The organism is Nocardia sp. NBC_01329 (assembly GCF_035956715.1).
In the GTDB taxonomy this organism is placed as follows: domain Bacteria; phylum Actinomycetota; class Actinomycetes; order Mycobacteriales; family Mycobacteriaceae; genus Nocardia.
The window spans coordinates 2,535,736-2,552,493 of the sequence record NZ_CP108381.1 but is presented as its reverse complement, the minus strand read 5'-3'; the positions used below and the strand labels follow the sequence as shown (position 1 = coordinate 2,552,493).

The 16,758-nt window shown below is 66.8% G+C and carries 1 protein-coding gene (only partly in view); it reads left to right on the top strand.

Every position in this 16,758-nt window falls within one protein-coding gene, locus OG405_RS11715, for a LuxR C-terminal-related transcriptional regulator, read on the top strand. The gene is 100,536 nt long; 57,852 of those nucleotides lie to the left of the window and 25,926 to its right, leaving coding positions 57,853-74,610 in view (codon 19,285, complete, through codon 24,870, complete); the first complete codon in view begins at position 1. Both codon boundaries (start and stop) fall beyond the window edges.

The following is a 16,758-nucleotide window of genomic DNA, read 5'->3' as shown; positions in this document are numbered from 1 at the left end:
CGCTACCACGGGCGTGTGAACGGAACACGTCTGCGCGACGGTCAAACCGATATCGAGGCTGCGTCTCACCGATTCCGGTCCGACGACACGGTCGTGGAACTGAATATCTATCCGCTTTCGGATCGGGACTTCCGGGGCGGGATACGGCGGTTGGGGTTGGCCGGGAAGACCGACCTCGTTATTCCGGTAGACGAATTCATCGCTGCGGTCGCCGAAGCGCGACAAGAGCGGCGAGCAACCGCCGCTGTCTCCGAATCGGTTGCCGGTGTGGTGCCGAGTGACCCGAACAGCGAGGCGCACCAGCGTCCCGACGGAGACTCGGTCAGCGACCTGAACGACACCGACGCCGACCGGATGCCGAGCGGTTCCGAATCGGATCGGTCGAGCACAGCGGAGACCGACTGGCGCGGTCGGCTGGAACTCGATGTGACCCGGTCGCAGAAACTGGATGCGCTCACCGACGTGGTGCGCACAGTTTTCGCGGGGCGCGCCGTAGACGCGATCATCGATAGATTTGTGGCGCGACCCCAGCAGACCCTCGACGCTTGGCGTGCGGTGGTGACACCGGAGGCCGGTCTCGAATCGCTCAGCGCCGCGGCACAGAGTTTCATCACTGCTGACGAGAATGTCCGCCGGGCCGATATCCGCGGCGCGCGGAATATGGGGGAGGCGGCGGATCGGGAAGCTGCTCGGATCAAGCGCGCCCGCCTCCTCCAGGAATCCGAGCCACGTCCCGATCTGCCGCTGAAGGACGGCCAGTGCGCGCCGCTGGCCGGGCAGGCGGCCAACGACTACTACCGCGATGCGCGCGGCGGCCGGCGAGCTGTGGCGATGCCGCAGGTCACCGTCGACGAGGAAGGCACTCCGGGCGCCGCGCTGTCCTGGCTGACCGGCGGTCACGCCGACCACATCACGAACCCGGCCACCGGGCGTTATCTGTACGGCGTCGCCGGCCACGAGGCCGTCGCGAACAGGCTGCTGGGAGTCGAGCCCGGACAGACGCTCACCGAGGAAGAACTCGAGGAGCAACGCAGGGCAAACCACGGCCGCGGCATGCTGTTGGTCGACACCTATCTCGCCGAGGGCGGACCCGAGCCACGCGCGCACGCCTATTTCGTGGTCAACCACCACGGCGAACTTCTGAGGTTGGACCGCAGCGGCAACCTGATGGGTGCGTTCGTCCCCGTTCACGCCGCGGGTCTGGTGGACTTCAGCCACGGCATCGAACTCGATCCCGCCGGTAATGCCGTCCGGCCGCTCGAAACGACCCTGACAGAGCCGCAGACCCCGCCCCCCGCACAGCCGGGCGAGCGCCGGCGTATCGGGGACATCACCGGCCCACCCGCCGAAGAGCCCGAGGCCGCGCAACCCGACGACCGCTCGAAATCCTTCCTGCGATGGATCCGCGCCAAGACTCGGCCCCGCCTCAAGTCCCTCGTGCTACAGGCCACCGGAGCCACCGGGGCCGCCGTCTTGGGCAATGCCTGGATGAGCGGTGCTCAGCTGACCATGATCGGACTGGGTGCGGCAAGCATGGTCGGTGTGATGGCGGCTGTGGCCCACGCGGGCACCGTCATCGGAAAATTGGTATCCGGGCCGATCGCGGACAGGCTCAAGAACCGTGAAACGCTGCAAATGTTGTCAGCCGGTGGCTTAGCGACCATGCTCGGCGGTGGCGGCTTGATCGCGTCCGGTGCGGACGGCGCCGCGCTGGCCCTCGTCGGTGGGGTCGGCATCATGTCGGTCATCGACGCCATCTCCGGAACTGTCGGCAGAAAGTACGGCGAATGGTTGGCCGGCCCGGAAGAAGGGGCCGTCGCCCGGAAGTATCAAAACACGCAGCGCGCGCTGGCCAGCGCACTCGGCAGAACCCTGGGCCCCATACTCCAGCCGATCTCCGATGCGCTGCTGTTCGTGACCGCCGGAGGCGCCCATCTGGTGAATTCGCTGGTGCTGCGCTTCCTTCCCTCCGCGCCGAAACCGGAAGCGGGCGAGAAACCCAGTTTCTTCGCCGGAGCCCGTCTGCTGGTGCAGAACGGATTCACGCACGGATTCCTTTGGCTGAGCCTCCCGGCGGTCTTCGCGAATACGGCAGCCACCGTGCATATGGTGAACATAGTCGCAACCAACGAGAGTTATTCGTTTCTCACGAAGGCGCTACTCTTGGCAGCGATCAGTACCGGAATCGTGGCGACGAATCTGGTGCCGGATGAATTGATCGCCCGCGCCAATGTCAAATGGACCTATCCGGCCTCGTTGGCGGCGCTGGGAGGTCTCTCGCTCGTATATGCGGGCGTTACGGACGCGTTGGCTTTCTGGGCGGCTTCGGCTGCCACCGGTATGGCCCAATCGGTCCAGAACACGAAATTCGGCGACGAGGTCGCCCGCGTAGTTCCCTCGAAATACACCGGTAGCGCGTGGTCGACGATCGATATCATCAGCGCTGTAGGCGGGATAGCAGGTGGATTGACCGTCGGCTCCATGCTATCCGAGGGCGCTTCCTTTACGGGCTGGATGAACGCGAGCATATTCGGCGCGACATCGCTCGCCGCGTCGATACTCGGTTATGTCACGCGTGATCGGAAAAATGGGCCACCGTCGGCCGGCGACGGATCGACCGAGCGCCCCGCGCCCTTCGAGCCGTTCCGGTTGCCGCCGCACCTGGCCGCCCTGCACCGCGACCGGCGTAGCGAAGCTCTGCTGCTCCGGAACGGCCTCGAAGACAATATCGAGTTGTATCGCAGCCACTACGGACTGGACACGACCGTGGCGGTGGGTGATCTCATCACGGATCTGCTGCTCCCCGGGTCACCGACGTGGCACTTCTGGTTCACCGAGCTCTCCGAGGCACGCGCCGCACTGGCCGCGAGGTACGGCATCCCGCTGGAAGACCTGATGGAGAACGACGCGGTCGAGGAAGAACTCGCGGATCGGCGAGAAGCGCACGACGAGGTCGCGCAGAGATTCGAGCGGCTGCACGAGATCATGCGATCGGTCGAGGAGGCCCGCGATCTGCAGGAGCGCGCCGATGAGATCGGTGCGTCGGCCGCGGCACTGCGCGGTCTTCGGGCGCGGTTCGAGCAGGGTGTGGGGTCCGCCGACGATATTCGCCGGCTGACCGCACAGGCTGCTCGAACCGATGCGGTCGCCGCACAGATCCGGCAGTTGGAGAACTTCCGGATGCAGATCGGCCAGCCGATCGACCTCGCCGCGAGTGCCGAACGCGCCGCGCGACTGCGGCAACTGCGCGAACAGTTGCACTCCGAACTGGCGGCGCTGGCGCTCGACCCGGTCGGTGTGGTCAAGGACGCGGTGGGCGTCACGGTGGGTCCCGAATTGCTGCGCGCTCGTGCCGAAGCGCTGGCGGCCCGTGGCTCGGCCAAGACGGAATTCGCCGATCTCAGTGCCGAATTGGATGAGCCGGTCGACCTGTCGGACCTGCGGGCCGAACGCGCCCGGCTGCACGAGGCGCGGGCACTGAAGGCGGCTGAGCTGGCCGTGATGCTCGACGGCGTATCGCCGCAACAGCTGACACCGAGCCGTATCGCGGCGACGCCGATGGCTTTGCTGGACCGGAACGCCGCGGCACGGAATGAGTCGTTGCTGCGGCTACAGGGCCTCGATGCGCTCCTGGTTGTGCTGGACGACTTCGTTGCTTCGGACGATCTTGTGCACCGGATCGACGCCGCCGAATCCGGGATTGCGCAGATCGCCTCCCGGCGCGGTGTGGCGTCGGCCCGCTACACCGAAGCGCATGACGCCCATCGGAGACGATTCGGCGACACAGATATTCCGTCGGTCCCGGACTACGCGCTGGCTGCTGTGCGCGCTTCGCTCGCGGCCGCGGAGACGGCTGTGACGCAGATGCCCGGGTGGCGCGCGCCTACCGTGACAGCTGCCACGATCGACGACTGGATGGCCCAGAATCTGCCCGAGGCGAGCAGCAGGCTCGAGCCCGCCGAATGGATCCTGGGTTTGGGCACGTTGCACCGGTATCTGAGCTTGGTCGAGCTGAGCCGTGCCGCAGTGGAATACCATGACAAGGACTTGCGCAGCTACCAGGCGGCGGCTCAGGCGCAACGACTCGATACCATGATGGCGCGCCGGCGCGAGATCACTGTTCTGCGCGCTCCGGTCGACGCCGAATTCGCGCGGCTGGCCACTGCGTTCGGGGTGGCATCCGACGAATCCGCCCGCCCGAGGGCATTGCGCCGCGCGCAGGAACGGGCCCGCAGAGAGCTGGAACAGCTGGTCCGGGATTCGGATTCGGCGGCCCTGCGCAATGAGTTGGTCGAAGGCAGACTGCCCTTGCACCGGGTGTCCGCGCTCCGGGAGATGTTGCTGCCACAGCACGCACCGTTGCGCTCGGCGGCCACGAAGATGATCGGTCTCGGCGAGCTGGCCGAAATAGCCACCCGTCGCAACGAACTGGCCGCAATGTCGGCCCAGCAAGAACGCAACCTGGAAGACGGTCTGGCCGAGCTGGCCGGGCAGACGTCGGGGTTGGTGGCCATCGAAGGTGTTTCGCTGGGTTCGACCGACTTCCTGCTGTCCGATTCCGACCGCCGGGAACCGCCGGGCAACTGTCTGCCGGTAGCAGGGCGGGCGGCGATGACCGCGGCGGGCGTGCCGATTCCGCCGGGGCTGGCGGGTTTTGTCGCGGGCCCCGACGGGGTCTCCGCCCATGACGCGGCGAAACTGCTGCGCGCGGACTGGCATCCGGGCGGCTTCGACTCGTTCGACGATATCCGCGCACACCTGATCGCCAACGGCGGCGCCGTGGTCGCGGTCATGGCCTTCGACGGCTTCCGGAACATGAACGTCGGTGCCCACGCGGTAGCGTTCACCCTCGACGGCGACCGGGTCGTCGTCGAAGAAGACGGCCGCAAAGTCGACTACGCGGACTGGGTTCGCCCGGACAATGTGGCAGGCATCTTCGGCTTGGTCTTCAATGCGGACGGCACTGCCGCTCGTCCGCTCGCCGACGGTGAAGAACCGTCGGCGATGGCCGGTGTCGATTTCGCGGACACCAATATCGGCGCGCGACCGCAGCCGTCCGATGACGCGGAGTCGAGTGCTCCGTTCTCCGAGTCCGTCGAAGAACAGCTCCGGAACTCACGCTGGGATCTGGACGAGTTACTTCGGGTACTCGGCCTGCCCAGCTCCGGCGTAGTTGCTACCTGGGCAGAGAAGCGCTGGAACCTCTCCATCGCCCAACAGGAAGCGGAGGTAGCGGCTGACCGGGCCGCATTGGCGAACGAAATGGGAGTAGCGCCTGCGGAGTTGGAAGAGGTGACTCTTCTGCTCCGGCTGGAGCACTATCGGATACAGCGCTCTCGTCGCGCCGACATTCTCGGCCGAGAAGAAGCTCTGGTCCGGTTGCCGGAAACACTGCGGCGTTACCGGGATGCGATGGCGGCAGCCGTGCGGCACAACGATGCACTCACCACGCGCGCGTGTGCCCCGGTCGTTTCGGAGATTCTGCGGAGTCGACCGGATGGTGAGCGTCTCGACGGCTACGACATCATCCGGTTCCCGGACCGGAAGATGGTAGTGGTCGCGGTCGCGGGCGAGCATCAACGGGCATTGGACCAGTTGCAGGCGCAGTGGCGGGGAGTCGAAACCGAACTCGACTCGGCGGCGGCCCGGATCGAGAATGTCTACCGGGTCGAGTACCGGACGGTGCGCGTCCCCGCAGAGCGGATCGACCTCACCGACCCGTCTCCCGCGCCTCGGCATGTCGATGATCTCGGTGTTCTCGTGCAGTGGGAATCGGAGGCACGGAGGGGTTGGAACGACGAGAAACGTGCCGTCGGACGTTATTGGCCAGAGTTCAGCAACGACATCGACGCCCAGGAGCGCCTCGGGAAGTATCACGCGGAGGTAGCCCGCGACTGGACGTTGCTGGCCGAGCAACTGCGTGTCGATCCGGCGGATCTTTTCGAAATCCCGCTGGACATGCTGGGCAATCGCCTCGGACGATTCCACCCTTTCTTCGATCTCGGCAGGCAACTCGAGGACTTCGGCAGGCGCCGCGCCGAGTTGATCCAACGCAATGAACGACTCGCCCGGATGTCCGCGTGCTATTCCCAGCAGCTCGAATTTCTTGCCGAGTTGGACGACGTGGCTTCGCGCCGGGGGGTGGAGGAGCTTCTTCCGGACTACCCCGGGGGGCGACGGGTGAGCGACCATGTCATCCATGTACCCGGCGACGGGCCCGGACGGGATCAGTTGATCGTGGTTGCGGTGCGCGGCCGATACTCCGAGGCACTGACCGCGCTGGTCGCCGACAAGCCGGAATTCGGGCCGGCGATCACGCCCGACGGGTCACGGCACTATCGCATCACCGAGGTGGCGGCGAAGGTGAATTCGGTCGGCTCGGTGAAGGTTGTCGTCCCGAAAGCACCGGTGAAATTCCGCAACCCCAGTCAGCGCGAACTCGAAGGTGCGCTACTGCATGCTTATCTCACCAAATGCTCGAACGGGCTGGGCAGGGCCGTCGGATTGGCCGAATGGCTGAAACCTGTGGTCCGTTTCGGATCGCGCCTGCCCCGTCTGAGCCCTTTCTATAACTTGCCGGCCAAATCCCCCGAGGATAGAATTCAGCGGGGGAAACCGCTCGACGAGAACTCCTCCCCAGCGTTGAAGCTGGGGTACCGATTGGCTGAAACGAATACCGAGATCGAGCCGTTCGGGTCGGAAGAAGTCGTGCGTGATCTGGCCACCGGCGCACACACCAGAGTTGAATTCACCTTCGATACTGCTCACCAGTACGTGAAATATGTGGGAATCGAGGTCGCCGGCATCCGGGTCACCCTGTACATGGTCAAGGACGGGGAAGGCTATCGGATTGCCTCTCCCGTCGCGCGCGGCACATCGGACGATCCGAGTCTTGTCGTGGCCAAGCATTTCTACGGGTGGCGTGCCAAGAAGACCAAAAAGCTGGGGCGCAAGGTCGCCACGGCATTGAAGAAGGGCGCCGTGCCAGGCCGCGACGGCACTGCGCAACCGGTTCCCGTGATCGAGCCCGGGACGAAAGCGCTGACCGCGGCCGACGAAGCGCTGATCGGAGCCGAGCTGAACAGCTCTTTCCGTTACGGTTGGGAATCCTGGCAACTCGATCCGGAGACGCCACCGGGCCACGTGCGTGGCAGTGTAGGAAAGCGGATCGAAACCGCCTTCGTCCGCGCGGACGATATCCGTGCCGATATCACCTTCTGGTGTGGTGATATCGGGATCGACGTTGCCGGAATGGATCGGGCGGAGATCGATCAGGCGTTGCAAGCGGCGACCCCCTCGGTAGAAGAAGACCTGTCCCGGCACGCTGCGATCGCACATCGGGTGCGCGTCATGCTCGAGCACCTCGAGGCGGCGCAACAGCGCTGTGCGGATATTCTCGAGCAGGCGGCGGTGGTGGCCGCCCGCGACATCCTGGTGGGCGAAAACGCGATCTTGTTCGACGAAGGTGCCGGCTTCGTCGCGGCAGCGGGTGAGCGACGGTCTCGGATCATCTTCACCTCACCTGTCCCCGCTCTGCCAGGGCGTCCGGATCGGGTGGCGCAGCTGCACCCTGCCGAGTTGCGTTATTCGGGGGTGGATCTCGACAACGTCGAAATCAGTTACCGGCACATTCGGGTCGACCGCGACGGCCTCATCACGCAGCGTCCCTTCGAACCGGATTACACGGCTTCCCCCGAGCACGCCGAGCCGTACCGGTATCCGGACTCTCATAAGGTGGACGCGGTCGCGGACGAGCGGTCGTTCGCCGCGGAGGTTGCCGACACCGTCGTGCTCGGTCAGGACCGCCGTCCTTCTTCGTTCGGGATAGTGGCACGGTCACTCCCCGACGGAGCTCACCCGACACTGGTCGAGGTTGCCGATCCGGGCCAGGTCGACGAAGCGGAGGCCGACGCTGTCCTCGCCGCGGCATTCGAGGTACAACCGTCGGAGTTCCTTCGTGGGTCGGAGCGGAGCTACTACCGGCGCGACCACCGGGGCACCCCGGAGACCGAAATCGCGAACCCGGAAACGTGGAATGCGTACTTCCATTCGTCGAGCGGTCAGCGACTCGGCATGTTCGAAGCCGTGGTCGCTACCCCCGCGCACTCTCCGGCCTGGCAGATCAGCGACACAGGGGAGGTGATCGGGACCGATCACCGTGACACCGAGCCAGCCTCGCCCACGGCCGGCCCGCAGCTGTCCGGGCATTTCGTGCACCGCGCTGCGGACGGTACCGCGACGTGGCTCGACCACAGTGTTCCGCGTTCGCGAATTCAGCTGATCCGGCAACGGGTCATCGAGGCGGAACCGGTTTTCCGTCTCCTCCTGCTCGACCGGAAGTACCATCTCGTTCTGAGTCGGTTGGATGAGCTGGAGCGGCATGCGCCTGGTGACGGTCCCGAGGGTGGCGAGCGGCCGAAGCCGGACCCCACACCACCCGCCCGCGGCGGTGGGGGGCTGTCGGGCCCCCCAGGCGGCGTAGCGTTCGAAGGGTCTTCGGAATTTACAGGATCCGATCCCGCTGGTGGGCGGCGACCTCGAGGGCTCGATCCCTTCGTGGTGTATGCCGATACCCCGGGTATCCCGGAGGTGAGCGCGTTCCGCAGCAGCGGGGCGGCTGGCGAGAGCAATGCCGGCGCGGCAGGGAGCGTCGGCGGCCATAAGGGCACAAACCCATCCGCAAGCGCGGAGCCATCGCACGGTGCCCGGGGTGATCAGAGTGGATTGCCGGAGTTCGAGCCGGTTCCGAAGCGGGTCGTGGAGTTCAGTGAGCTCTACGGGCGAGATATGGACACAGCCCAGCATCTCGACTACGTGCTGGAGCTGGCCGGGCAGCTCGGCATCACGGTGAGCAGCCGTGACCCGGCGTCTATGGAATCCGAACTGCGGGAACTGCGGGCAGACGAGTCGAGCTACACCGATCCGTCGTGGAGCTGGACAATTCCGATGCTCGAGGAGTCGATGCAGCGGTACCGGCAGGTGCACGAAGACGCGGGCCGCTTGCACGCCCTGCACGGCGAACGACTACGGGCCGAGCTGTTGCTGGAATCCCAGCGAGACCAGCTGAACAGCATCGCGGCAGACCACGGAGTCGATCCGGGCAACATTCCGGAGAACCCACCCGAGGCGGTAGCCGATCTGGTCGCACAGGGGGCGGCGGTTGTGCAGCGGATCGCACGCATCGGTGGCTCGCTTGCCCGGGTGATGTCCCGGGTGCGTCCGTTGCCCGCGATGACGATCAGCGATTTCTCAGGTCCGGCGGCGGTGGCGACCGCCGCAGCGATCACCGGAAACCCCGAAATTCGCCCGCTGGCCCGAAATGTGAGCGGCAGCGGTGCAGCGCTTTTCGAAATCGCCGCGGCGCTCGGCGCGCAGCCACAGGAATTTTCTGATCACGCCGACATGATGAGGGCTCTGGAGTCGGCGGGTTCCGAGGCGATGGTGGTCGTCTGCGACGAGTCCGGGGCCAGCCGCGTGGTCGTCGACAACCGTGGTCGGATTCGCGAGGTAGGCGTTCTCGGCGAGTACATCGCGGATTTCGAATCGTCGGATCGAGACGCCGCAGTAGCGGTTCGTGGCTTCGTATTCGAGGGGGACGGATCCAGAGCCAACCCGTTGACCGCTGCGGCGCGGGCAGTACTCGATTCCCTGGTGCCACGGTATCGGGAGGCGGTGCGACAAGAGCAGGACATCCTGCGCAGGATGAACACGCAGGCCGATGGTCTTCAGCGGCGTTCGATGTCCGAGGTCGAGTCGAGACCACCACAGGTGGCCGAGCTGGAATCGCTCGCCCGGCACTACGCGCAAGCGCGCTCGCAGGTAGCGGAGATCGTGGCTGAGGCCGACACGGTGATCGCGACCGGCGGTGTCGCGCCGGTCGCTCCGGAACCCGATTCGACCTCCGACGACCGGAACATCCCGACGCATTGGCAGCGTCATATGGTACGAGCCGATTTCACGGGCAAATCGGTATTCGAATTCGGCGACCCGACCCACAACGGGCACTCTCGGCTCGTACTCACCGCGGCTACCGTCGACTGGCAGGCCGAAGAGATGCTGGGCCGTTCCCGCTGCCACTATCTGGCCGGTGCCCTGCACAGCATGACCGGTTGGGAAACCGTGGTTTTCGATGTGCTGATCAATGATGAATGGCTGCCGACACACAGCGCTATTCGTATGCCGGACGGCCGGATCCTCGATATCTTCGGGGCTTCCGATCTGGATTCGGTGGAGGCCAGATGTGCCATCGGCGGCCGGGTCCGGAGCCGGATCGTGGCTGGTGACCTCGTTCCCGGCGACGTGATGAGCGGCATCGACCACCTGCGCGGAAACCCGTTCTGGTGGGCCGCGTATTCACCGCAGTTGGCGGTGGCGGTGAGTCATTTCGCCCGGCATCTGTTGCGTACCAACGGCTTCGCGGAGATCGCCGATGCTGTTTTGCGTGGCGAGGAGCCGGCGTGGGATTCTTCGCATAAAGCCGTCGCCTCTGCGGAACAGAGTGCCGAACCCTCCCGGGACAGCGCCGAGGCCGGTCCGTGGCGGCGCGAATTCCCGGACTTCCAGCGGCGGATGTTCGAGTTCGCCCTGGATCGCGGTGACCGGCGCGTACTGACCGAGGCGGGGGCTCTGCCGATTCGGCATGCCGTGGAGGCGTTGCCGGTTCGGATGCGAGATGCGGCACGGTTGCGATTCGGAACGGGATCGACGACCGCCGAGACTGCCGAGCAGCTGGGCACGACCCCCCGGCAAGCCTCGGAAATCCTGCGGACCACCGCGCGGGTTGTCGCCGACGCGGTGCGCGAGCAGCAACTCGCCACCGATACCGACGATCGTCGGGGTTTTCCGTCCGTGCGAGCGGTCGCCGAACATGCCGGGGTGGATCCCGATACCGTGAATGGGATCGTGCACAACCGATCCGGAGTCTCGGAGCACGACCGGCAACGAGTTCGGCATGCGATCGACGAGTTGTCGGCAGGCGCTCAGCAGTCCGAGCAGTCCGAGACTTTGTCACTGGAGACGGTGGCTCTGTCTCTGGGGGTCAGTGTCACGGCTGTGGCCCGTGCCGTCGACGGGCATCCGTGGTCCACCGATGAGGTCAAGGTCAGAGTCCGGCGCATCGTTCTGGAACTGGGCGGGGTGCCGCCGGAAACCCTCTCGGTACAACTGAATCCCGAAACCGCGGCCGAGTTCGGCAGGCGCGCGACTGCCCCGGTGGCCGACGGTGTAGCCGCCGAGGGGTGGGCGGATCTGGTCGATCATCTGCACACCGAACGTAAGATCTGCGGCCCACTCGTACAGAGCCAGGTCAAGGACTTCCTCGGGGCAGCGGGAGCCGACATCCGGTCCGCCGACGATCCGCGCATCGGCGAGGCGGGCATGGACGGCGCCGAGTTCGCGGCGGGCCTCCGCGGGAATTGGGCCGCTGCGCAGTTCGGGATCGGATCCGAGGGACTGGCCCGTGCGGTTCGCCATGTCTGGCTCCACGGCGGCGCGGTGGCGGGAGCCATGGAATTCCCGGGCAAGGGCGCGCACGCGTTCGCGGTGTTCAAGGTCACCGAGGATTATGCCGGTCGGCATCCCGAACTCTTCTTGCGTGTCGGTGAGGTCGTGGTGTTCGACAACGCGATGGGTGGCTTGATCCGTGGCGAGGACGTGGATGTCTGGATACGCAAAGCGGGTGAAGGCGTCGGCGCGGTGCACGGCATCATCTTCGGCGTCGACGGTCGGCCGTCGGATCCACTGGGTCCCGATGGCATCCCGAAATCGGGCCGGGGCCCGCAGGGGCCGATCGGTGCCCGGCCCATCGAGCCGGAGGACGAGTCGTCATCGCGGGCCGACCGGAGTGAGACCCACCCGGGCCAGGCGGTGCGGCCCGCCGGCCGAACCGAAATCGGTGGGTGGTCGGCATCTCGGTTCGGTCAGCGGGCCGCGGAGTTGGCCGACCGTCTCGACCTTATCCCCGGTGTGTACAGCGAGTGGACCGAGGAGCAGTGGCGCGAGGCTCTGGCGATACAGGCGGATATGGTTGCCGCCGACCGGGCCGGGTTGGCGGCGGAGTTGGATCAGGCCGGGCCGGTACTCCGGTTGGGCCACGGGCGCGCCCTGGATGCGCGCCGGGCCGATATCGCGGGACGCGAAGAAGCGCTGGCTCAGCTGCCTCGGGTGCTGGAGCAGTATCGCGAGGCGGTGGCGGCTGTGGTGTGGCACAACGAAACCGTCGATACACAGGTATGCGGACCGGTCGTCGAGGAGGTGCTTCGGCAGCGACCGGGCGGAGAGCAGCTGGAAGGTCATGATATCGTCCGGTTCCCGGACGCGACGTTGGTCGTGGTAGCTGTCGACGGCGGGCATCAGCGTGCTTTGGACAGGTTGCTGTCGCAGTGGCGTGAATTCGAGCTCGCGCTGGGGGAGGCGCCGCCTCGGTTAGAAGACCGGTTCCGGGTCGAGCGGGTGACGGTGCCCGTCCCGCAAGGGCGGATCGCGATTCCGCAGGCTCTGGGTCCTGCGAGCCGGGCCGTGGGTGCTCCTACCAGCGTGGCCCCAGACCTGCGTGCCGCGGATCTCGCGGATCTCGATCAGCGGGTCCGAGATGCGGTAGTCGAATGTGCCGCATTGGCGGACAGTCTGGGTATCTCGCGTGAGGGCTGGCCCGACACGGCCGCGGCGCAGCTCGCCGGTCTCCACTCGGCAGTCATGGTGGAGTGGACCGCGTTGGCCGAGCGGCTGCGGGTGACCCCGGCCGACCTCGTCGACGCCGTCCTGGACGATCCGGAGCGGCCGGACTGGGCGTACCGGGTGCCGCTGCTCGAGCAGGCTCAGGCACGCCGGACGGAACTGCTCAGCCGCGACGACGGCATCGCCCGGCTGTCCCAGCTGTTCGACGGGTATTACCGCGCGGTCGCCGCGCTCGACCACGAGGCGGCGCGGCGGCGGATCGACGCGGAGGTGGCGGCGCGTCCCGGTGGCGTCCGGCGGACCGATCATGTGATCCACATCCCGGACCCGAACGGTGGTCGCGGGCAGTTGGTCGTGCTGGCGCTGCCGGGCAGACATGATGCGGCGCTGACCGACCTGGCCTACTCCCACCCGGAATTCGAGGACGTGCTGTCGCCGCGGCACGAGTACCGGATCACGCGGGCGTCGTTGACCGTGCGTCCGGACGGCTCGGTGGAGGTGCTGGACAGCACCTGGGCTGTGGACGTCGCGACGAGGCCGGGCCCGAATCAGCTCGAGATCGTCTCCGCGCTCTTGGACGCGTATCTGATGTATCGCGACAAGCGGTGGGTGAAGGTGAGCTTTGCGGAGTGGCTGAAGCCGCTCGGTCGGCTCGATCACCGTGTGCTCGGTGGAGTCCTGCGGAGGAATTCCGATCAGGTGTCCCTGGATGAAAGAACTTCGCCGGTATTGCGCGCCGGCCGCGCGCTGGTCGACTCCAGGGAGGCCGTCGACCCCTTCGGCCCATTGGAGGTCGCGCGCAAACTGGCCGCCGGGGAGATCGCCCGGCCCGACATCGCACAGTCGGAACTGCCGGACCCGACCCCCACCGCGTTTGCGGAAATCAAGGTCGGGGGACTGCGCACGACGCTGCCGATGATCCAGGACGAACAGGGCTGGCGACTGCTCGGTGTTCCACCGGACCAGGGCCCCGCGCATGTGCTCGGCAAGAGGTTCTCGGCCACCCGGGCGGACAGTCCGAAGGAATTGGCGCGGCAACTGGCCGACGCGCTGAAACAACCCCCACGAGTTGTGGGCCCGAGCCAGTTCGTGATCGTCGCAGCGCTGTTGGACGCGTACCTGACGCATCGCAGCACCGGGTTGGTGACGGTGGAGTGGGACGAGTGGCTCGAGCCGCTCGGGAACATGGGGCGTCGCCTCGTCGATTCCGGGGTGGACGTCGATCCCTACGGCCCGTTGGAAGTCGCCCGGCGATTGGCTTCGCACGAGACCGACCTCGAGATCGCAGAGCAGCCGGGCCCGGCCGCCGACCAGACCCTCACGATCACCGTCGCAGACGTGCGCATACCTTTCCCGATAGCGCGGGACGCACAAGGACTGTGGCGGCTGGCCGGTGTGGGGGCCGGCGGCGGGCCGGTACAGGTTCTGGTGAAGTGGTTCTCGCACGTTCGGGCGGACAGCGAGAGCGGACTGATGCAGCAGGTGTCGGCGCTGAAAGACCCGAGGGAGGCACCCCCCCAGCCTGTCGTCGACGAGGAGTGGGAGCACAAGTTCGAGCGGGAGATGGCCACCGGAGACGGCTGGCTGAGCTGGCGGCCGGATCCGGCGACTTCGCCGGGCGAGGTCCGCGCCACCGTGCGCACCAAGATCGAGAGTGCTGCTCGCCTGGAGTCCGAGATCCGCTCGGATATCGCCGAGTTGTGCCGCGAGCTCGAGCTGGAGATCGCCGATACCGACCCGGAAACGGTCGAACAGGCGCGGCGTCGACGGGTACTGGATGCGGGGGCCACGGCTGATTCCGACACATTCTTCGAGGCGTTCGGCCATAACGGTGTTCTCGTAGCGGCAGTGGAGCGACTCGAGGCGGCTCGTGGGTATCTGGCGCGGGTGTGCGAGGCGGCAACAGTGTTGGCCGCGCGCGACGTACTCGCCGCCGAACACGCGGCCCCGATAGGCGAAGGGGTGGGAGTGGTCGTCCGCCCGGGCGCCCGGCCGCGAGTCGTCGTCGCCGCGCCCGCTGCGGAGCTGTCGAGGGTGTTGGAGGATGCGGGCTTGTCGCCCGAGGCTTTGGCAGCGCAAGGCATAAGTGTCGACTATCGGGAGGTTCGGGTCGACCGCCACGGAGGTGAGCAGGTCACCGAGCGGCTGGTCGATTCGGACCGTCAGCGCACCGACGAGGTCTCCTACCGCGACTTCTACACCGACCGCGCGGTGCGGGCGTGGATGGAAGGTCTCGCCGATGTGCGGCCATTCGGCCGAGTGGTCGCGGATGCCATCGCGTCCGGCGACCTTCGCCGCGAATCGCTGTTACTCGACGGTTGGCTGGCGACACAGCAGGTCGAATTCGCCGATGGGACTTTGCTGGCTCACACCCGAGTCGACGATCCGCGCCAGGTCGAGGTGGCGAAGGCGGCAGCGTTGCTCGCCGCGGCATGCGACGTGGAACCTGGACAGTTACAAGCGGATCCGGACTCCCTCGGCTTCTACCAGCTGTTCCATCCAGGAACGGCGGAACGCGAACTGCGTGACCTCCACCTCGGTCGGTGGCGTGCCCACTACGACTCCACGGCCGGGAAACGGCTCGGTCTGCTCGAGGCTCTGCTGGATCTCCCCCGCCGTTCCCCCGCCTGGTTCGTCGGCGAGGATCAGACACTGATCGGCGTCGGCCATCACCTCGCCTTCACCGGAAACCTGACATCGGGCCCGGCGGCGACCGATACGCCGACGCCCGCATTGTCCGAGCATTACGTCCGGCGTAACGAGGACGGCACCGAAACCTGGCTCGACCACGCCATCCCGCGGTCGCACATCCGAGCGATCCGGCAGCGCATCAGCGAGGTCGAACCGGAACTGCGCCGGCTGGGCTTGCCGGAATACCACGCGGTCCTGAATCGGCTGGCCCAGCTCGAACGGCATGCGCCAAGCGACGGCGACGACGGCGACGGCGACGGCGACGGCGGTAGCCTGCCGCCGGGTGACGGGCCGCGGGGGCCGGTTGCCGGTGCGCCGGATGCTGTCGAAGGAGCCGAGGCGCTCGACGCCGTCGCACGGTCACAGCCGGGCGACGCGCGAGCCGCGGCGGCTCTGCGGGCAGCGGGTCTGAAGCAACCAGCCGACATGCTGCACGCCCCGGTCGTAGGCGAATTCTATGGGGGCCGGGCGTCTGTTCTGGGTACTCAGAACGCTTCGCGGTGGAAGCTGCTGGACCCACCGACGCGGGATCTGCTCGGCGATCGGTATCCCCGAGTGGTAGGAGAGGCCGACGGGGTCCCTCCCGAATTCCGGGACAAGCTCAATCGCGCTCATATGAACGACCTGGTGGCTGCGGTAGTGGCCGAAGCGGATCTGCGGGGTGCCGGGCTGGGCAGGCGGCGGCGGTGGCGGGGCCGAGAAAAGGTGCCGGTGCACCTGCTGTCCTTCGGGTCGTCCGCACCGATATCGGCAGGCGCTCCGGTAGGCCGGTCGCAGGTGACCGTTTCCTTCGGCCACGCGCAGTCCGCCCCTTTGGTGATCTGGTACATACCGGATACCGCGGTCAGCCGGGGCGCGATGATCTCGAATATCGCCGAGGCCGTGGGCCTCTACGCGCGATACCGTGATGCCGACAAAAAGGTGGCCGTGGTCGCGGTGCTGCGCCACGACGCGCATCCCGCCGCCGCGAGCCGGTCGTTCGACGCACTCCTGGCCGAGAGCATCGCTCTCACCCAGCGAGTGTTCGGCGCGGTCCGCACCGAGAACGGCGAGCGGTCCCTCTACGCCCGGGGCGACGGCAACCACGTGGCGCGGGAGATGGTTCGATACATCGCCCCCCTGAAAATGTACGGGCTCGATATCGGGTGGGCCCGGCCGGTGCTCGTGCCTGCCGACCCGTCGACCGAAGATCGCAGCGACGACATCGAAATGGGCCGCAGTACCCTGAGGACCAGCGACTGGCGGTCGGTGGAACCTCGGTCTCGCAGTGCGATGCTCGCATCGGTCCCGGAAGAGCTCGGGAACTCCGACCGGGTCACCGCGGAAGGCCGCGACGCCGCCAACCGCCGGTTGCTGGCCGACGAACGCCGAGATCGCCGGGAAGCCGGAGCG